We start from the raw sequence: 12,806 nt of genomic DNA on the forward strand, positions 1-12,806 counted from the left end.
TAGGTGATATTATATCGAAGTGTGCCTAATTGTGTGTTCGCTGAATGGAAGAATTGAAGGTGATTATCATGCAATTCAAAGTCGGCGCGAAGCAAACGACGAAGATGCTCGAGCAACAAAGAGCCATTAAAGTCTATATCGCACGAGATGCAGATCCGCAGATGAAAGAGAAGATTGTTCATCTATGTGAGCGGGCGGGAGTTCCAATGAAATGGATCGACACGATGGTAGAGCTTGGGGAAACCTGCGGCATCGATGTCGGGGCCGCGATGGCAGCGCTCGTAACCGAAGAAGAATAACGCAATAGCCGTTTTTGTTAGTTGATTATTTAACGATGATTAGCTGGCGAGAACTTTTGTTTGTTCTTTTATGATCCGCCTGGATCTGTGGGCTTAATTTTAGGTAAAATGTCTACCATACATGCGTAAACAGCTATTGCCGTCTTTTGGTGGGAAAAGCCCGCTTACGCGAAAGAATATAAGTTGATTTATAAACAACTTCTTTATAAATGCTTATATTTTCAAAAGACATGAATATAGGGAAGGGGGTGGCAACATGCCAACTATTAACCAGCTAGTCCGTAAAGGACGCCAAGCGAAAGTCGTTAAATCGAAATCGCCGGCATTGCAAAAAGGTTTCAATGCATTGAAACGTGAAGCTACAAACATCAGCGCTCCTCAAAAACGCGGTGTGTGCACTCGTGTAGGTACAATGACTCCAAGGAAACCGAACTCCGCACTTCGTAAATATGCTCGTGTTCGTTTAACGAACCGCTTAGAAGTTACGGCTTACATTCCAGGTATCGGACACAACTTGCAAGAGCATAGCGTTGTTTTGATCCGTGGTGGTAAAGTAAAAGACTTAGCAGGAGTACGTTATCACATCGTTCGCGGTGCACTTGATACTGCAGGTGTAAACAACCGTATGCAAGCTCGTTCGAAATACGGTACGAAACGTCCGAAAGCTAAAAAATCATAATCATAACCTTAACAGGTTATTGAAATGCTAGAAATAGCAACTATTAGAAGAAAGGGGGACTTTCTCATGCCACGCAAAGGTCCTGTAACGAAACGCGATGTGCTTCCAGATCCGCTATATAATAGCAAACTGGTAACGCGCCTAATCAACCGCATTATGCTTGACGGTAAAAGAGGCGTTGCACAAACACTATTGTATGATGCTTTCAAACTGATTCAAGAACGCACGGGTAAAGATCCGATGGAAGTGTTCGAAGCTGCTTTGAAAAATATTATGCCTGTACTTGAGGTTAAAGCACGCCGTGTCGGCGGTGCAAACTATCAAGTGCCTATCGAAGTTAAACCAGAGCGCCGTACGGCACTTGGTCTCCGTTGGCTCGTGAACTACTCACGTAACCGCGGTGAGAAAACGATGGAAGAGCGTTTAGCTGCTGAAATCACAGATGCTTCCAATAACACTGGCGCAGCTGTTAAAAAGCGCGAAGACACTCACAAAATGGCTGAAGCAAACAAAGCGTTTGCTCACTACCGCTGGTAGAATTTTTACATTCGAGAGGAGACAATTTTATGGCAAGAGAGTTCTCCTTGAAAAATACGCGTAACATCGGGATTATGGCGCATATTGATGCTGGTAAAACAACAACTACTGAGCGTATCTTGTTCTTCACGGGCCGTACTCACAAAATCGGAGAGGTGCACGAAGGTGCAGCTACGATGGACTGGATGGAACAGGAACAAGAGCGCGGTATTACGATTACGTCTGCCGCGACAACTGCTCAATGGCATGGACACCGCATTAATATTATCGACACCCCGGGACACGTTGACTTCACTGTTGAAGTTGAACGTTCCCTACGCGTATTGGACGGGGCCGTTGGGGTTTTCAGTGCAAAAGAAGGCGTTGAGCCACAGTCTGAAACCGTATGGCGTCAGGCTGACCGTTACAACGTACCTCGGATTGCATACGTAAATAAGATGGATATCATTGGTGCTGATTACCTAAACGTAATCAAAGACATGCGTGAGCGTCTAGGTGCCAATGCCGTAGCAATTCAAATTCCAATCGGCGCGGAAAGCGACTTTAAAGGTATTATCGATATCGTTGAACGTGTAGCTTATATCTACAAAGACGATACTGGTAAAGACCCTGAAAAAGTTGAAGTTCCAGCTGAGTATGTAGAGCAAGTAGATGCACTACGTACGGAATTGATTGAGAAAGTAGCAGAATTGGATGAAGAATTAACGATGAAATATTTGGAAGGTGAAGAAATCACTATYCCAGAAATTAAAGCAGCACTCCGTAAAGGTGTTTGCGAAGTTAAAATCTTCCCAGTTGTAGCTGGCTCCTCATACCGTAACAAAGGTGTTCAACCGATGTTGGATGCTGTTGTGGATTACCTACCTTCACCTCTTGATGTACCAGCTATCAAAGGTACTCTTGAAGACGGTGAAGAAGGAGAACGTCCATCTTCAGACACAGAGCCTTTCGCGGCTTTGGCATTCAAAATCATGACTGACCCTTATGTTGGTAGACTTACTTTCTTCCGTGTGTATTCTGGTGTACTAAAATCCGGTTCGTATGTCCTTAACTCAACAAAAGGCAAACGTGAACGTATTGGACGTATTCTTCAAATGCACGCAAACAGCCGTCAAGAGATCACGGAAGTTTATTCCGGCGATATCGCTGCAGCTGTAGGTTTGAAAGATACGACTACTGGTGATACACTTTGTGATGAGAAGCACATCATCGTTCTTGAATCGATGAACTTCCCAGAGCCGGTTATCTCGGTTGCTATCGAACCAAAAACGAAAGCTGACCAAGACAAACTAGGTATCGCTATTTCCAAGCTTGCTGAAGAAGATCCTACTTTCCGTGCACATACGGATGAAGAAACAAACCAAACAATTATCTCTGGTATGGGTGAGCTTCACCTTGAGATCCTTGTTGACCGTATGTTCCGCGAATTCAAAGTTGAGACAAACGTTGGTAAACCACAAGTTGCTTACCGTGAAACGTTCCGTCAAGCTGCGAAGGTTGAAGGTAAGTTCGTTCGTCAGTCCGGTGGTAAAGGTCAATTCGGTCATTGTTGGGTTGAGTTTTCACCACTTGAGCCTGGTACAGGCTTCATATTCGAAAACAAAACAGTTGGTGGATCAATTCCTCGTGAATTTATCGCTCCAATCCAAGCTGGTATCGAAGAGTCAATGAAGAACGGTGTTGTAGCCGGCTTCCCGCTCGTTGATGTTAAAGCTGTTGTTGTTGACGGATCTTACCATGATGTTGACTCCTCGGAGATGGCGTTTAAAATTGCAGGTTCGATGGCGCTTAAAGCTGCTAAAGAAAAATGTAAGCCAGTTCTTCTTGAGCCAATCATGAAAGTTGAAGTTACTGTTCCAGAAGAGTACATGGGCGATGTTATGGGTATGCTTAACTCCCGTCGTGGTCGTATCGAAGGTATGGATACTCGTGCAGGTGCACAAATTATCCGCTCCAAGGTACCTCTCTCCGAGATGTTTGGTTATTCCACTACACTACGTTCCGGTACACAAGGACGCGGCGTATTCTCCATGGAGCTTTCTCACTATGAAGAAGTTCCTAAATCAATCTCTGATGAAATTATTGCTAAAAACAAAGGCGAGTAATCGTTTTTGGACTAGCGCTCAACAAATTGCTTTTGCCGTCATTTTGGTTTGCTTGCGAGCCAAATGTCGGCCACACATAAAAAAATATGATGTTAAATTGAGGAGGCTCAAGTTCAATGGCTAAGGCAAAATTTGAACGTAACAAACCGCACGTTAATATCGGTACTATCGGTCACGTCGATCACGGTAAAACGACTTTGACTGCAGCTATCACAACTGTACTTTCCAAAAAATACGGCGGTGCAGCAATCGCATTCGACCAAATCGATAAAGCTCCTGAAGAGCGCGAGCGTGGTATCACGATCTCGACAGCTCACGTTGAGTATGAGACGCCTGCTCGTCACTACGCACACGTTGACTGCCCAGGTCACGCCGACTATGTAAAAAACATGATCACTGGTGCTGCTCAAATGGACGGAGCTATTCTTGTAGTTTCCGCTACTGACGGTCCTATGCCACAAACTCGTGAGCACATCTTGCTTTCGAAACAAGTAGGCGTACCTTACATCGTTGTATTCTTGAACAAATGCGACATGGTTGAAGACGAAGAGCTTCTTGAGCTAGTTGAAATGGAAGTTCGTGACCTTCTTTCTGAGTATGAGTTCCCAGGCGACGACACTCCAATCATCCGTGGTGCAGCTCGTGAAGCACTAGCTAACCCAGATGGTCCTTGGGCTGAAAAAATTATCGAGCTTTTCGAGCAAGTGGATACTTATATCCCTACTCCTGAGCGCGATACTGCTAAGCCTTTCCTTATGCCTGTCGAGGACGTATTCACAATCACTGGCCGTGGTACTGTTGCTACAGGTCGTGTTGAGCGTGGCGTTATCAAAGTTGGCGACGAGATCGAAATTATCGGTCTTGCTGAAGAATCCCGTAAGTCCGTAGTAACAGGCGTTGAAATGTTCCGTAAATTGCTTGACTCCGCTCAAGCTGGTGACAACGTAGGTGCTTTGCTTCGTGGTGTAGACCGCAGCAACATCGAGCGTGGTCAAGTTTTGGCTAAACCGGGTTCGGTTAAACCACACACTAACTTCACTGCTCAAATCTACGTTCTAACTAAAGAAGAGGGTGGCCGTCACAAGCCTTTCTTCACTGGTTACCGTCCACAGTTCTACTTCCGTACAACTGACGTAACGGGTATCATCAACTTGCCAGAAGGTACTGAAATGGTTATGCCTGGCGACAACATCACTGTAACGGTTGAGCTTATCGCTCCAATCGCTGTTGAAGAGGGAACTCGTTTCTCTATTCGTGAAGGCGGCCGTACTGTAGGCGCTGGCGCTGTAGCTTCTATCCAAAAATAATTCATAGCGGCTTAGCCGCTATGAATGACAAAAGCCCTCACTTCGGTGAGGGCTTTTTATTTTTCTAATTAAAACGGTCAATAGGGCTTCTTACTTAATTTTACAAATAACTATTCATTGACTGTATGCCGTAAGCCCATTTAATATTAAGGAATAGTAGGTAGAGCTTGTCCTTCACTTATTAATTGAAGTCATTACGCACAGACATAGGCTTTAATGATAGAAAGCGATAATGCTTTGCTGTACATGTTTTTTTGCAAACGGCTTCATTACAAGAGAATTTATATGATGAGAGGGGTTTGAAGAATGAACAGAAAATTTTTACTTAGCTTGGTATTAGCTTCAGTTATGGTAGTAACAGCAGCATGTGGTGCAAACTCAGGTAAAGCAGGCACAGAGAACGAAGGAAATAAAACGGGTTCAGGCAACAGTGAGAAACAGTATACGATCGCGATCTCACAAATTGTTGAGCACCCATCATTGGATGCAACGCGCGAAGGCTTTATTGCAGCACTAAAAGATGGTGGATTTGAAGAAGGCAAAAACCTTAAAATCGACTTCAATAATGCGCAAGGTGAGCAAGCGAATATTGCTACAATTGCACAAAAGATTAAATCAAGTAAAAGTGACCTTGCATTAGGAATTGCAACTCCGACTGCACAAAGCTTGGCTGATGAAGTCAAGGACATCCCTGTATTATTCGCTGCAGTTACAGATCCTATTGATGCAGGAATCGTTACACAATTGAAAGCTCCAGGAGGAAATGTTACTGGTGCTTCTGATACGAATCCAGATGCCATTAAACAAACGATGGATTTTATCGCAGCTCAATTTCCTAATGTAAAAAATGTGGGCCTTGTTATTAATGAAGGAGAACCAAATGCGGTTGTAATGGGCGACATTGCTGAAAAGGCACTTGCTGAACATGGCATTAAGCTCGTTAAAGCTTCAGTTGCGAACTCTTCAGATGTTAAACAAGCGGCAGAATCACTAGTTGGTCGTGTAGAAGCTATCTACATCACTTTGGATAATATGGTTGTAAGCGGCGTTGATGCTATTATTGAAGTGGCTAATAAAAATGATATTCCTTTCTTCTCTGCTGACCGTGATACGGTTGAAAAAGGTGCTTTTGCGGCAGTAGGCTTCAAATATTACGATCATGGTTATGAAGTTGGTCAAATGGCAGTAGAGATTTTGAAAAATGGCAAAAAACCAGCAGACATGGATGTTACAGTGCCACAGAAGCTTGACTTCATTTTCAACTTGAAAGCAGCAGCTGAGCAAGGCATTACAGTTACTGACGAGATGAAAGCATTCGTTAAAGATCAAGCAAACAACATTATCGAGTAAATTAAAATTCATTTGCTAAAAATAACAGGCTCATAAGTTCAAAAGGGGTGACCGGGCTACTCGTTCACCCCCTTGTTATGAAAAAGGAGGTATGTCATATGCTCGTATCAATGCAGGGAGCTTTAGAGAGTGGATTATTGTATGCGCTTATGGCACTTGGAGTATATATAACGTTTCGAATTCTTGATTTTCCGGATTTGACGGTAGATGGCAGCTTTACAACAGGCGCAGCTATCGGTACGGTTATGACGGTTAATGGAACAGCTCCATGGATTGCGGTATTGTGTGCATTTGCAGGTGGGGCTATAGCGGGTACATGTACAGGCTTACTCCATACAAAGGGTAAAATAAACGGACTATTGTCAGGCATTATTATGATGATAGCACTGTATTCAATCAATTTAAGAATTTTGGGAAAACCAAACGTTTCCTTAAGGGGACAGGAAAATCTATTTAGTAATGTATCCACATTAGTTGTTATGGTCATTTTTGTCGTTGTGGTTAAGTTGGTTCTCGATCTATTTTTCCGTACGGATCTGGGACTAAGTCTTCGCGCAACTGGGGATAACTCTCGAATGATTCGCAGCTTTGGCRCAAACACAGATGTTACGACGATTTTTGGCGTGGCTTTGTCGAATTCACTAGTTGCGACCTCAGGTGCATTAGTCGCACATTACAATAAATATGCGGATAATAGCATGGGTATTGGTATGATCGTTATTGGTCTTGCATCCGTTATTATTGGTGAAGCGATATTCGGATCCCGTACAATCTTTAGAGCAACGTTGGCTGTTATACTTGGTTCGATTATTTATCGAATTATTTATGCATTTGCACTACGTGTTGAATGGTTGGATGCTTCTGATATGAAGCTTATTACAGCAGTAATCATCATTTTTGCATTGATCATACCTACGATAAGAAGAACATTGAAGCAAAAGAATGTAGCTAAAAGACGAACGGCAGAAATGCTGGCATCCTTGGATAATATTCAGCCTGGAGGTGGACGCTAATGTTGGAGATCGCTAAAGTGTCCAAGCTGTTTAATCCTGGTACCGTTGATGAGAAGACAGCGCTCGTAGGTGCCAATCTTATTATGAAGCCAGGCGATTTTATTACGGTTATCGGTAGTAACGGAGCAGGCAAATCTACATTAATGAACATTATATCCGGCGTGATGAAGCCGGACGCGGGCGAAGTGCGAATTGACGGCAACAATATAAGTCATCTATCGGAATATGAGCGCAGCCGCTGGATTGGCCGAGTATTTCAGGATCCGATGGCAGGAACAGCGCCACGTATGTCCATTGAAGAAAATTTGGCGATAGCTTATGCACGTGGAAAGTCACGTGGTTTTTCATTTGGCGTAACACGCGCAAAACGTGCCATTTTTAAGAAAGAGCTGCAGCGCCTCGGTATAGGTCTCGAAAATCGACTTGGCGCAAAGGTGGGTTTATTGTCAGGTGGAGAACGCCAAGCGTTAAGCCTATTGATGGCTACCTTTACAAGACCGCAAATCTTATTGCTTGATGAACATACGGCAGCGCTTGATCCTTCAAGAGCGGAGCTCATTACGACTTTAACGGAAAACCTAGTTCGTGAGATGAATTTGACTACGCTTATGGTTACTCATAATATGGAGCAGGCTATACGCCTAGGCAATCGACTTATTATGATGGACAAAGGCCGGATTATACTTGATGTACCAGAAGAACGCAAAAAGGATCTTACCGTACAACAACTGCTAGGTGAGTTTGAGTTGATAAGCGGAAAGAAACTTGCGGATGATCGTATCGTACTTGGTTAGGGCGTTTTAACTCTGAATATGAAGTGTTGGATGGAGAGTGTGCAGCTCTGTTAGAAAAGTCATAGCTGCCTGCACCTTCTAAACAAGTAGAATCAGAGCCTGCGGATACTTCACTTCAACTCTGTTATTATAGAAGGAAAACACGCAGCGACATGTGGTCGCTGCGTGTTTTTTTTGTAAATGTGAAGGTTGGCGTTATTTGGTGGTGTATTTTCATCCGGATGATGTATATAATCATATAGCGCCCATTAAGTCCGTTATTATAATGATAGTGTTCTAAATACTTGTAATAAGGGACATAATGGGCGAATGTAAGGATAGATTGCAATGTAATATTGACGATCTTTCCGCAGTTGTATGACGCTATAAAGAAAGAAGAAACTTTATGTTGCATTTGCCTATTAGATTCGGTATAATATTGACTGTTGGTCTGACGTTGCGATGATGTGAGAGGTTGCCGACACACCCGGCCCCTTTGCCATGGGGCATGTGCAGGGTTTTCTCACGGAGTATGTCCGATAATAAATTGGGCGAAAGAAGGAGGGACTTATATGGCAAAGCAAAAGATTCGTATCCGCTTGAAAGCATACGATCACAGGATTCTTGATCAATCCGCAGAGAAAATCGTTGAAACTGCAAAACGTTCCGGTGCAGGCGTATCCGGGCCGATTCCGTTGCCAACGGAAAAGCAAATCATCACCATTCTCCGTGCGGTACACAAGTACAAGGATTCTAGGGAGCAATTCGAACAACGCACTCATAAGCGTTTGATCGACATTGTAAACCCAACGCCGCAAACGGTTGATGCGTTGATGCGCCTGGATTTACCATCCGGTGTAGATATCGAAATCAAACTGTAATATCAGCATATGCGATTATAGAAAGGAAATGAGGTGTCAACATGAAAGGTATCTTAGGAAAAAAACTTGGTATGACTCAAGTGTTTACTGCTGAAGGTAATGTCGTTCCTGTAACGGTTATCGAAGCTGGACCTTGCGTAGTACTTCAAAAGAAAGACCAAGAAAACGATGGCTACGAAGCAGTTCAATTCGGTTTCTCCGATAAGAAGGAGAGCAGATCGAACAAGCCAGAAGCTGGTCACGCTAAAAAAGCTAACACAACACCTAAGCGCTACGTTCGTGAAATTCGCGGAATTAATCTAGGTGATTATGAAGTTGGCCAAGAAGTTAAAGCTGACCTATTCACAGAAGGCGAATTCGTTGACGTAACAGGTATTTCAAAAGGTAAAGGCTTTGCCGGCGTTATCAAACGTTGGGGACAAAGCACGGGTCCTATGTCTCACGGTTCCCGTTACCACCGTGGACCAGGTTCGATGGGTTCTATCCAAGCGAACCGTGTACCGAAAGGCAAACGCCTTCCAGGACATATGGGTCACGAAACAATTACGATTCAAAAACTTGAAGTTATCCGTGTAGATGTAGAACGTAACGTTCTTCTAATAAAAGGTTCGATTCCGGGCCCGAAAAACGGATTCGTAAAAGTTAAGCAAACTGTTAAGAAATAATTGATCTTAAAGAAAGGAGGAACAGGAAATGCCAAAAGTAACAGTATATAACGTGAGTGGCGCGCAAGTGGGCGAACTTGAACTGGCTGAAACGGTTTTCGGAATTCAACCAAATGTTCACGTTTTGCACAGTGCTGTTGTTAATCAACAAGCATCTGAACGCTTCGGCAATCACAAAACTAAAGGACGCTCCGAAGTACGTGGTGGCGGTCGTAAACCTTGGAAACAAAAAGGTACTGGCCGTGCTCGTCAAGGTAGTATTCGCTCCCCGCAATGGGTTGGCGGCGGTGTGGTTTTCGGACCTACTCCACGCTCTTATGGCTTCAAACTTCCTAAGAAAGTCCGTCGTCTAGCGATTAAATCAGCATTGTCTTCGAAAGTGATTGCAAACGAGATTATCGTTTTGGATCAACTGACATTTGCAGCTCCTAAGACGAAAGAATTCGCAGCAATTCTAAGCAACCTTAAAGTTGGCCGCAAAGCTCTTGTAGTAACGGCTAATTATGAAGATAACGTAGCATTGTCTGCTCGTAACATCCCAGGTGTGAAGTTCGTTGCAGCTGACGGCATCAATGTTCTGGATGTTTTGGTGCATGACAACCTTATCATCACTAAAGAAGCAGTAGAGAAAGTACAGGAGGTGCTTGCGTAATGAAAAATCCACGCGATATTATCAAGCGCCCGGTTATCACGGAACGTACGAGCGATTACATGGTTGATAAAAAGTATGTTTTCGAAGTTGATCTTCGTTCAAACAAAACTGAAATCAAACTTGCGATTGAATCAATCTTTAAAGTAAAAGTAACCGGCGTTAACACAATGCGTGTTGCGGGTAAACCGAAACGTTATGGTAAACATAGCGGATACAGACCGGATTGGAAAAAAGCCATCGTTCAATTGAGCGCTGATAGCAAAGAACTTGAATTCTTTGAAACGTCTGTTTAGAAAAGGAGGAAATCAAAGTGCCTATTAAAAAGTACAAACCGACCTCTCCTGCACGTCGTAACATGTCGGTCTCGACTTTCGAAGAGATCACGACAAGTACACCGGAGAAATCGTTGCTTGCTCCACTTTTCAAAAAAGCTGGACGCAACAACCAAGGTAAAATTACGGTTCGTCACCATGGCGGCGGACACAAACGTAAATACCGTATCATCGACTTCAAACGTACTAAAGACGGTATCGTTGGTAACGTAGCTACGATCGAGTATGATCCAAACCGTTCTTCCAACATCGCTTTGATCCATTATGTTGATGGTGCAAAAGCATATATCATCGCTCCTAAAGGTTTGAAAGTTGGAGATCAAGTGGTATCTGGAGTAGGCTCTGATATTAAACCCGGCAATGCAATGCCGCTTGTTAATATCCCTGTCGGTACAGTTATCCACAACATCGAATTGAAACCAGGCAAAGGCGGACAACTTGTTCGTGCAGCTGGTACTAGTGCTCAACTTCTTGGTAAAGAAGAAAACTATGTATCCGTTCGTTTGTCTTCAGGTGAAGTTCGTCGTATCTTGAACACTTGCCGTGCAACAATTGGTTCTGTTGGTAACGAAGATCACGAACTCGTGAAAATCGGTAAAGCCGGCCGTAACCGTTGGTTAGGCAATCGTCCAACTGTACGTGGTGTTGTCATGAACCCTAACGATCACCCACACGGTGGTGGTGAAGGCCGTGCTCCAATCGGACGTAAATCTCCGTTGTCACCATGGGGTAAACCAACTCTTGGTTACAAAACACGTAAGAAGAAAAAAGCATCAAGCCAATACATTATTCGTCGTCGCACGAAATAATAGCTGCTTGATAAAAACCGCGTGATACGAAAGTATCGCTACCGCTTATTTGAAGGGAGGAACACAAATGGGTCGCAGTTTAAAGAAAGGTCCGTTTATTGACGGATACCTGCTTAAAAAAGTCGAGGTATTGAACGAAGCTGAGAAAAAGGTCGTTATCAAAACCTGGTCCCGCCGCTCGACCATTTTCCCACAATTCATAGGTCACACGTTTGCGGTATATGACGGACGCAAGCACGTGCCTGTATATGTAACGGAAGATATGGTTGGACACAAGCTTGGTGAATTTGCACCAACTCGTACGTATAAAGGCCATGCCGGTGAAGACAAAAAAACGGGCAGACGTTAATTTGCCCTTAAACATCTCTAACTGAACGAGAGGAGGTTCCTACATGCCAGAAGCTAAAGCGCACGCTAAATATATTCGTATTGCACCTCGTAAAGCACAGCTTGTTGCGGATTTGATTCGCGGTAAACAAGTTGGCGAAGCAATCGCGATTTTGCGTCACACGCCTAAGTCTGCATCCCCAATTTTGGAGAAGCTGTTGAACTCTGCGATTGCTAACGCTGAGCATAACTACCAGCTTGACGTGAACAAATTGGTTATCTCGCAAGCCTTTGTTAACCAAGGGCCAACGATGAAACGTTTCCGTCCACGTGCGATGGGTCGCGCAAGCCGGATCAATAAAAGAACCAGCCACATTACCTTGGTGGTATCTGAAAAATAAGGAGGGAATACGTGTGGGTCAAAAGGTAAATCCAATAGGCTTCCGGGTCGGTGTTATCCGTGATTGGGAGTCCAAATGGTTCGCTGGCAAAGATTTCGGCGATCTTCTTATGGAAGACGTTAAAATCCGTGAATATTTGAAAAACAAGCTGAAAGACGCAGCAGTTTCTCACATCGAGATCGAACGTGCAGCTAACCGCGTGAACGTTACGATTCAAACCGCAAAACCAGGTATGGTTATTGGTAAAGGCGGTTCAGAGGTAGAAAACCTACGTACTGAGCTTGGTAAAATTTCTAAAGGCAAAAAAGTTCACATCAACATTTCTGAAATCAAACATGCAGATCTTGACGCTATTCTTGTAGCTGAAAGCATTGCACAACAACTTGAGCGTCGTGTATCTTTCCGTCGCGCATTGAAGCAAGCAATTCAACGCTCCATGCGTTCAGGTGCTAAAGGGATCAAAACCGCAGTTAGCGGTCGTCTCGGTGGCGCGGAAATCGCACGTTCGGAAGGCTACAGCGAAGGAACAGTACCACTTCATACACTACGTGCAGATATCGATTATGGCACGGCTGAAGCGGCTACAACATACGGCCGTATCGGCGTTAAAGTATGGATCTATCGCGGCGAAGTCCTTCCGATTAAGAAGAAAGCTCCCCAGGAAGGAGGCAACTAA

General features: G+C 44.0%; 16 protein-coding genes. All 16 read left to right on the forward strand.

Going from position 1 to position 12,806, the window contains the following annotated elements:
• The first annotated feature begins 68 nt into the window (after positions 1 to 68).
• The 16 genes from AB4Z50_RS31755 to rpsC all read left to right on the forward strand — a co-directional run bounded on the left by AB4Z50_RS31755 (position 69) and on the right by rpsC (position 12,806).
• Positions 69 to 299: a ribosomal L7Ae/L30e/S12e/Gadd45 family protein gene (locus tag AB4Z50_RS31755; protein WP_441885613.1), complete on the forward strand. Its 231-nt coding sequence runs from the start codon at positions 69 to 71 to the stop codon at positions 297 to 299.
• Positions 300 to 555: 256 nt separating this feature from the next.
• A complete protein-coding gene (gene rpsL / locus AB4Z50_RS31760) occupies positions 556 to 978 on the forward strand; it encodes a 30S ribosomal protein S12 (protein WP_441885615.1) in 423 nt (140 codons plus the stop codon).
• A gap of 66 nt (positions 979 to 1,044) precedes the next feature.
• Complete coding sequence (gene rpsG, locus AB4Z50_RS31765; protein WP_028609662.1) at positions 1,045 to 1,515, forward strand: 30S ribosomal protein S7; 471 nt, start codon at positions 1,045 to 1,047, stop codon at positions 1,513 to 1,515.
• A 29-nt stretch (positions 1,516 to 1,544) separates the two neighbouring features.
• Complete coding sequence (gene fusA / locus AB4Z50_RS31770) at positions 1,545 to 3,620, forward strand: elongation factor G (RefSeq protein ID WP_441885619.1); 2,076 nt, start codon at positions 1,545 to 1,547, stop codon at positions 3,618 to 3,620.
• A 116-nt stretch (positions 3,621 to 3,736) separates the two neighbouring features.
• Complete coding sequence (gene tuf, locus AB4Z50_RS31775; protein ID WP_076271433.1) at positions 3,737 to 4,927, forward strand: elongation factor Tu; 1,191 nt, start codon at positions 3,737 to 3,739, stop codon at positions 4,925 to 4,927.
• 306 nt (positions 4,928 to 5,233) lie between these two features.
• Positions 5,234 to 6,277, forward strand: coding sequence for an ABC transporter substrate-binding protein (locus tag AB4Z50_RS31780; protein WP_441885623.1), 1,044 nt, complete (start codon positions 5,234 to 5,236; stop codon positions 6,275 to 6,277).
• Between the two features lie 98 nt (positions 6,278 to 6,375).
• Entirely contained in the window at positions 6,376 to 7,290 is a 915-nt protein-coding gene (locus AB4Z50_RS31785; protein WP_441885626.1) for an ABC transporter permease, read from the forward strand.
• Positions 7,290 to 8,084: an ABC transporter ATP-binding protein gene (locus AB4Z50_RS31790; RefSeq protein ID WP_076271430.1), complete on the forward strand. Its 795-nt coding sequence runs from the start codon at positions 7,290 to 7,292 to the stop codon at positions 8,082 to 8,084. Before AB4Z50_RS31785 ends, AB4Z50_RS31790 begins: the two co-directional genes overlap by 1 nt.
• Positions 8,085 to 8,635: 551 nt before the next feature.
• A complete protein-coding gene (rpsJ, locus tag AB4Z50_RS31795; protein ID WP_017692074.1) occupies positions 8,636 to 8,944 on the forward strand; it encodes a 30S ribosomal protein S10 in 309 nt (102 codons plus the stop codon).
• A 41-nt stretch (positions 8,945 to 8,985) separates the two neighbouring features.
• Entirely contained in the window at positions 8,986 to 9,609 is a 624-nt protein-coding gene (rplC, locus tag AB4Z50_RS31800) for a 50S ribosomal protein L3 (RefSeq protein ID WP_076271429.1), read from the forward strand.
• Positions 9,610 to 9,637: 28 nt separating this feature from the next.
• Entirely contained in the window at positions 9,638 to 10,261 is a 624-nt protein-coding gene (gene rplD, locus AB4Z50_RS31805; RefSeq protein ID WP_053373899.1) for a 50S ribosomal protein L4, read from the forward strand.
• Positions 10,261 to 10,554, forward strand: coding sequence for a 50S ribosomal protein L23 (gene rplW, locus AB4Z50_RS31810; protein ID WP_054025324.1), 294 nt, complete (start codon positions 10,261 to 10,263; stop codon positions 10,552 to 10,554). The genes rplD and rplW overlap by 1 nt, the downstream gene beginning before the upstream one ends.
• Positions 10,555 to 10,571: 17 nt before the next feature.
• Positions 10,572 to 11,402, forward strand: a complete 831-nt coding sequence (gene rplB, locus AB4Z50_RS31815) for a 50S ribosomal protein L2 (RefSeq protein WP_076271428.1) — start codon at positions 10,572 to 10,574, stop codon at positions 11,400 to 11,402.
• Between the two features lie 67 nt (positions 11,403 to 11,469).
• The gene (gene rpsS / locus AB4Z50_RS31820; RefSeq protein ID WP_053373902.1) at positions 11,470 to 11,751 is read left to right on the forward strand and encodes a 30S ribosomal protein S19; all 282 of its coding nucleotides are present in this window, start codon (positions 11,470 to 11,472) and stop codon (positions 11,749 to 11,751) included.
• Between the two features lie 43 nt (positions 11,752 to 11,794).
• Positions 11,795 to 12,130, forward strand: a complete 336-nt coding sequence (rplV, locus tag AB4Z50_RS31825; protein ID WP_076271427.1) for a 50S ribosomal protein L22 — start codon at positions 11,795 to 11,797, stop codon at positions 12,128 to 12,130.
• A 13-nt stretch (positions 12,131 to 12,143) separates the two neighbouring features.
• Complete coding sequence (rpsC, locus tag AB4Z50_RS31830; protein WP_054025321.1) at positions 12,144 to 12,806, forward strand: 30S ribosomal protein S3; 663 nt, start codon at positions 12,144 to 12,146, stop codon at positions 12,804 to 12,806.

Origin of the sequence: Paenibacillus sp. 2TAB26 (assembly GCF_052115145.1) — a bacterium.
In the GTDB taxonomy this organism is placed as follows: domain Bacteria; phylum Bacillota; class Bacilli; order Paenibacillales; family Paenibacillaceae; genus Pristimantibacillus.

Excerpts from the sequence above, each read along its gene's own strand:
- rpsS (WP_053373902.1), top strand. The coding sequence starts at position 11,470 with ATGGGTCGCAGTTTAAAGAAAGGTCCGTTTATTGACGGATACCTGCTT.
- rpsG (WP_028609662.1), top strand. The coding sequence starts at position 1,045 with ATGCCACGCAAAGGTCCTGTAACGAAACGCGATGTGCTTCCAGATCCG.
- AB4Z50_RS31780 (WP_441885623.1), top strand. The coding sequence starts at position 5,234 with ATGAACAGAAAATTTTTACTTAGCTTGGTATTAGCTTCAGTTATGGTA.
- rplV (WP_076271427.1), top strand. The coding sequence starts at position 11,795 with ATGCCAGAAGCTAAAGCGCACGCTAAATATATTCGTATTGCACCTCGT.
- AB4Z50_RS31755 (WP_441885613.1), top strand. The coding sequence starts at position 69 with ATGCAATTCAAAGTCGGCGCGAAGCAAACGACGAAGATGCTCGAGCAA.
- rplC (WP_076271429.1), top strand. The coding sequence starts at position 8,986 with ATGAAAGGTATCTTAGGAAAAAAACTTGGTATGACTCAAGTGTTTACT.
- rplD (WP_053373899.1), top strand. The coding sequence starts at position 9,638 with ATGCCAAAAGTAACAGTATATAACGTGAGTGGCGCGCAAGTGGGCGAA.
- rplW (WP_054025324.1), top strand. The coding sequence starts at position 10,261 with ATGAAAAATCCACGCGATATTATCAAGCGCCCGGTTATCACGGAACGT.
- rpsJ (WP_017692074.1), top strand. The coding sequence starts at position 8,636 with ATGGCAAAGCAAAAGATTCGTATCCGCTTGAAAGCATACGATCACAGG.
- AB4Z50_RS31790 (WP_076271430.1), top strand. The coding sequence starts at position 7,290 with ATGTTGGAGATCGCTAAAGTGTCCAAGCTGTTTAATCCTGGTACCGTT.
- tuf (WP_076271433.1), top strand. The coding sequence starts at position 3,737 with ATGGCTAAGGCAAAATTTGAACGTAACAAACCGCACGTTAATATCGGT.
- rpsL (WP_441885615.1), top strand. The coding sequence starts at position 556 with ATGCCAACTATTAACCAGCTAGTCCGTAAAGGACGCCAAGCGAAAGTC.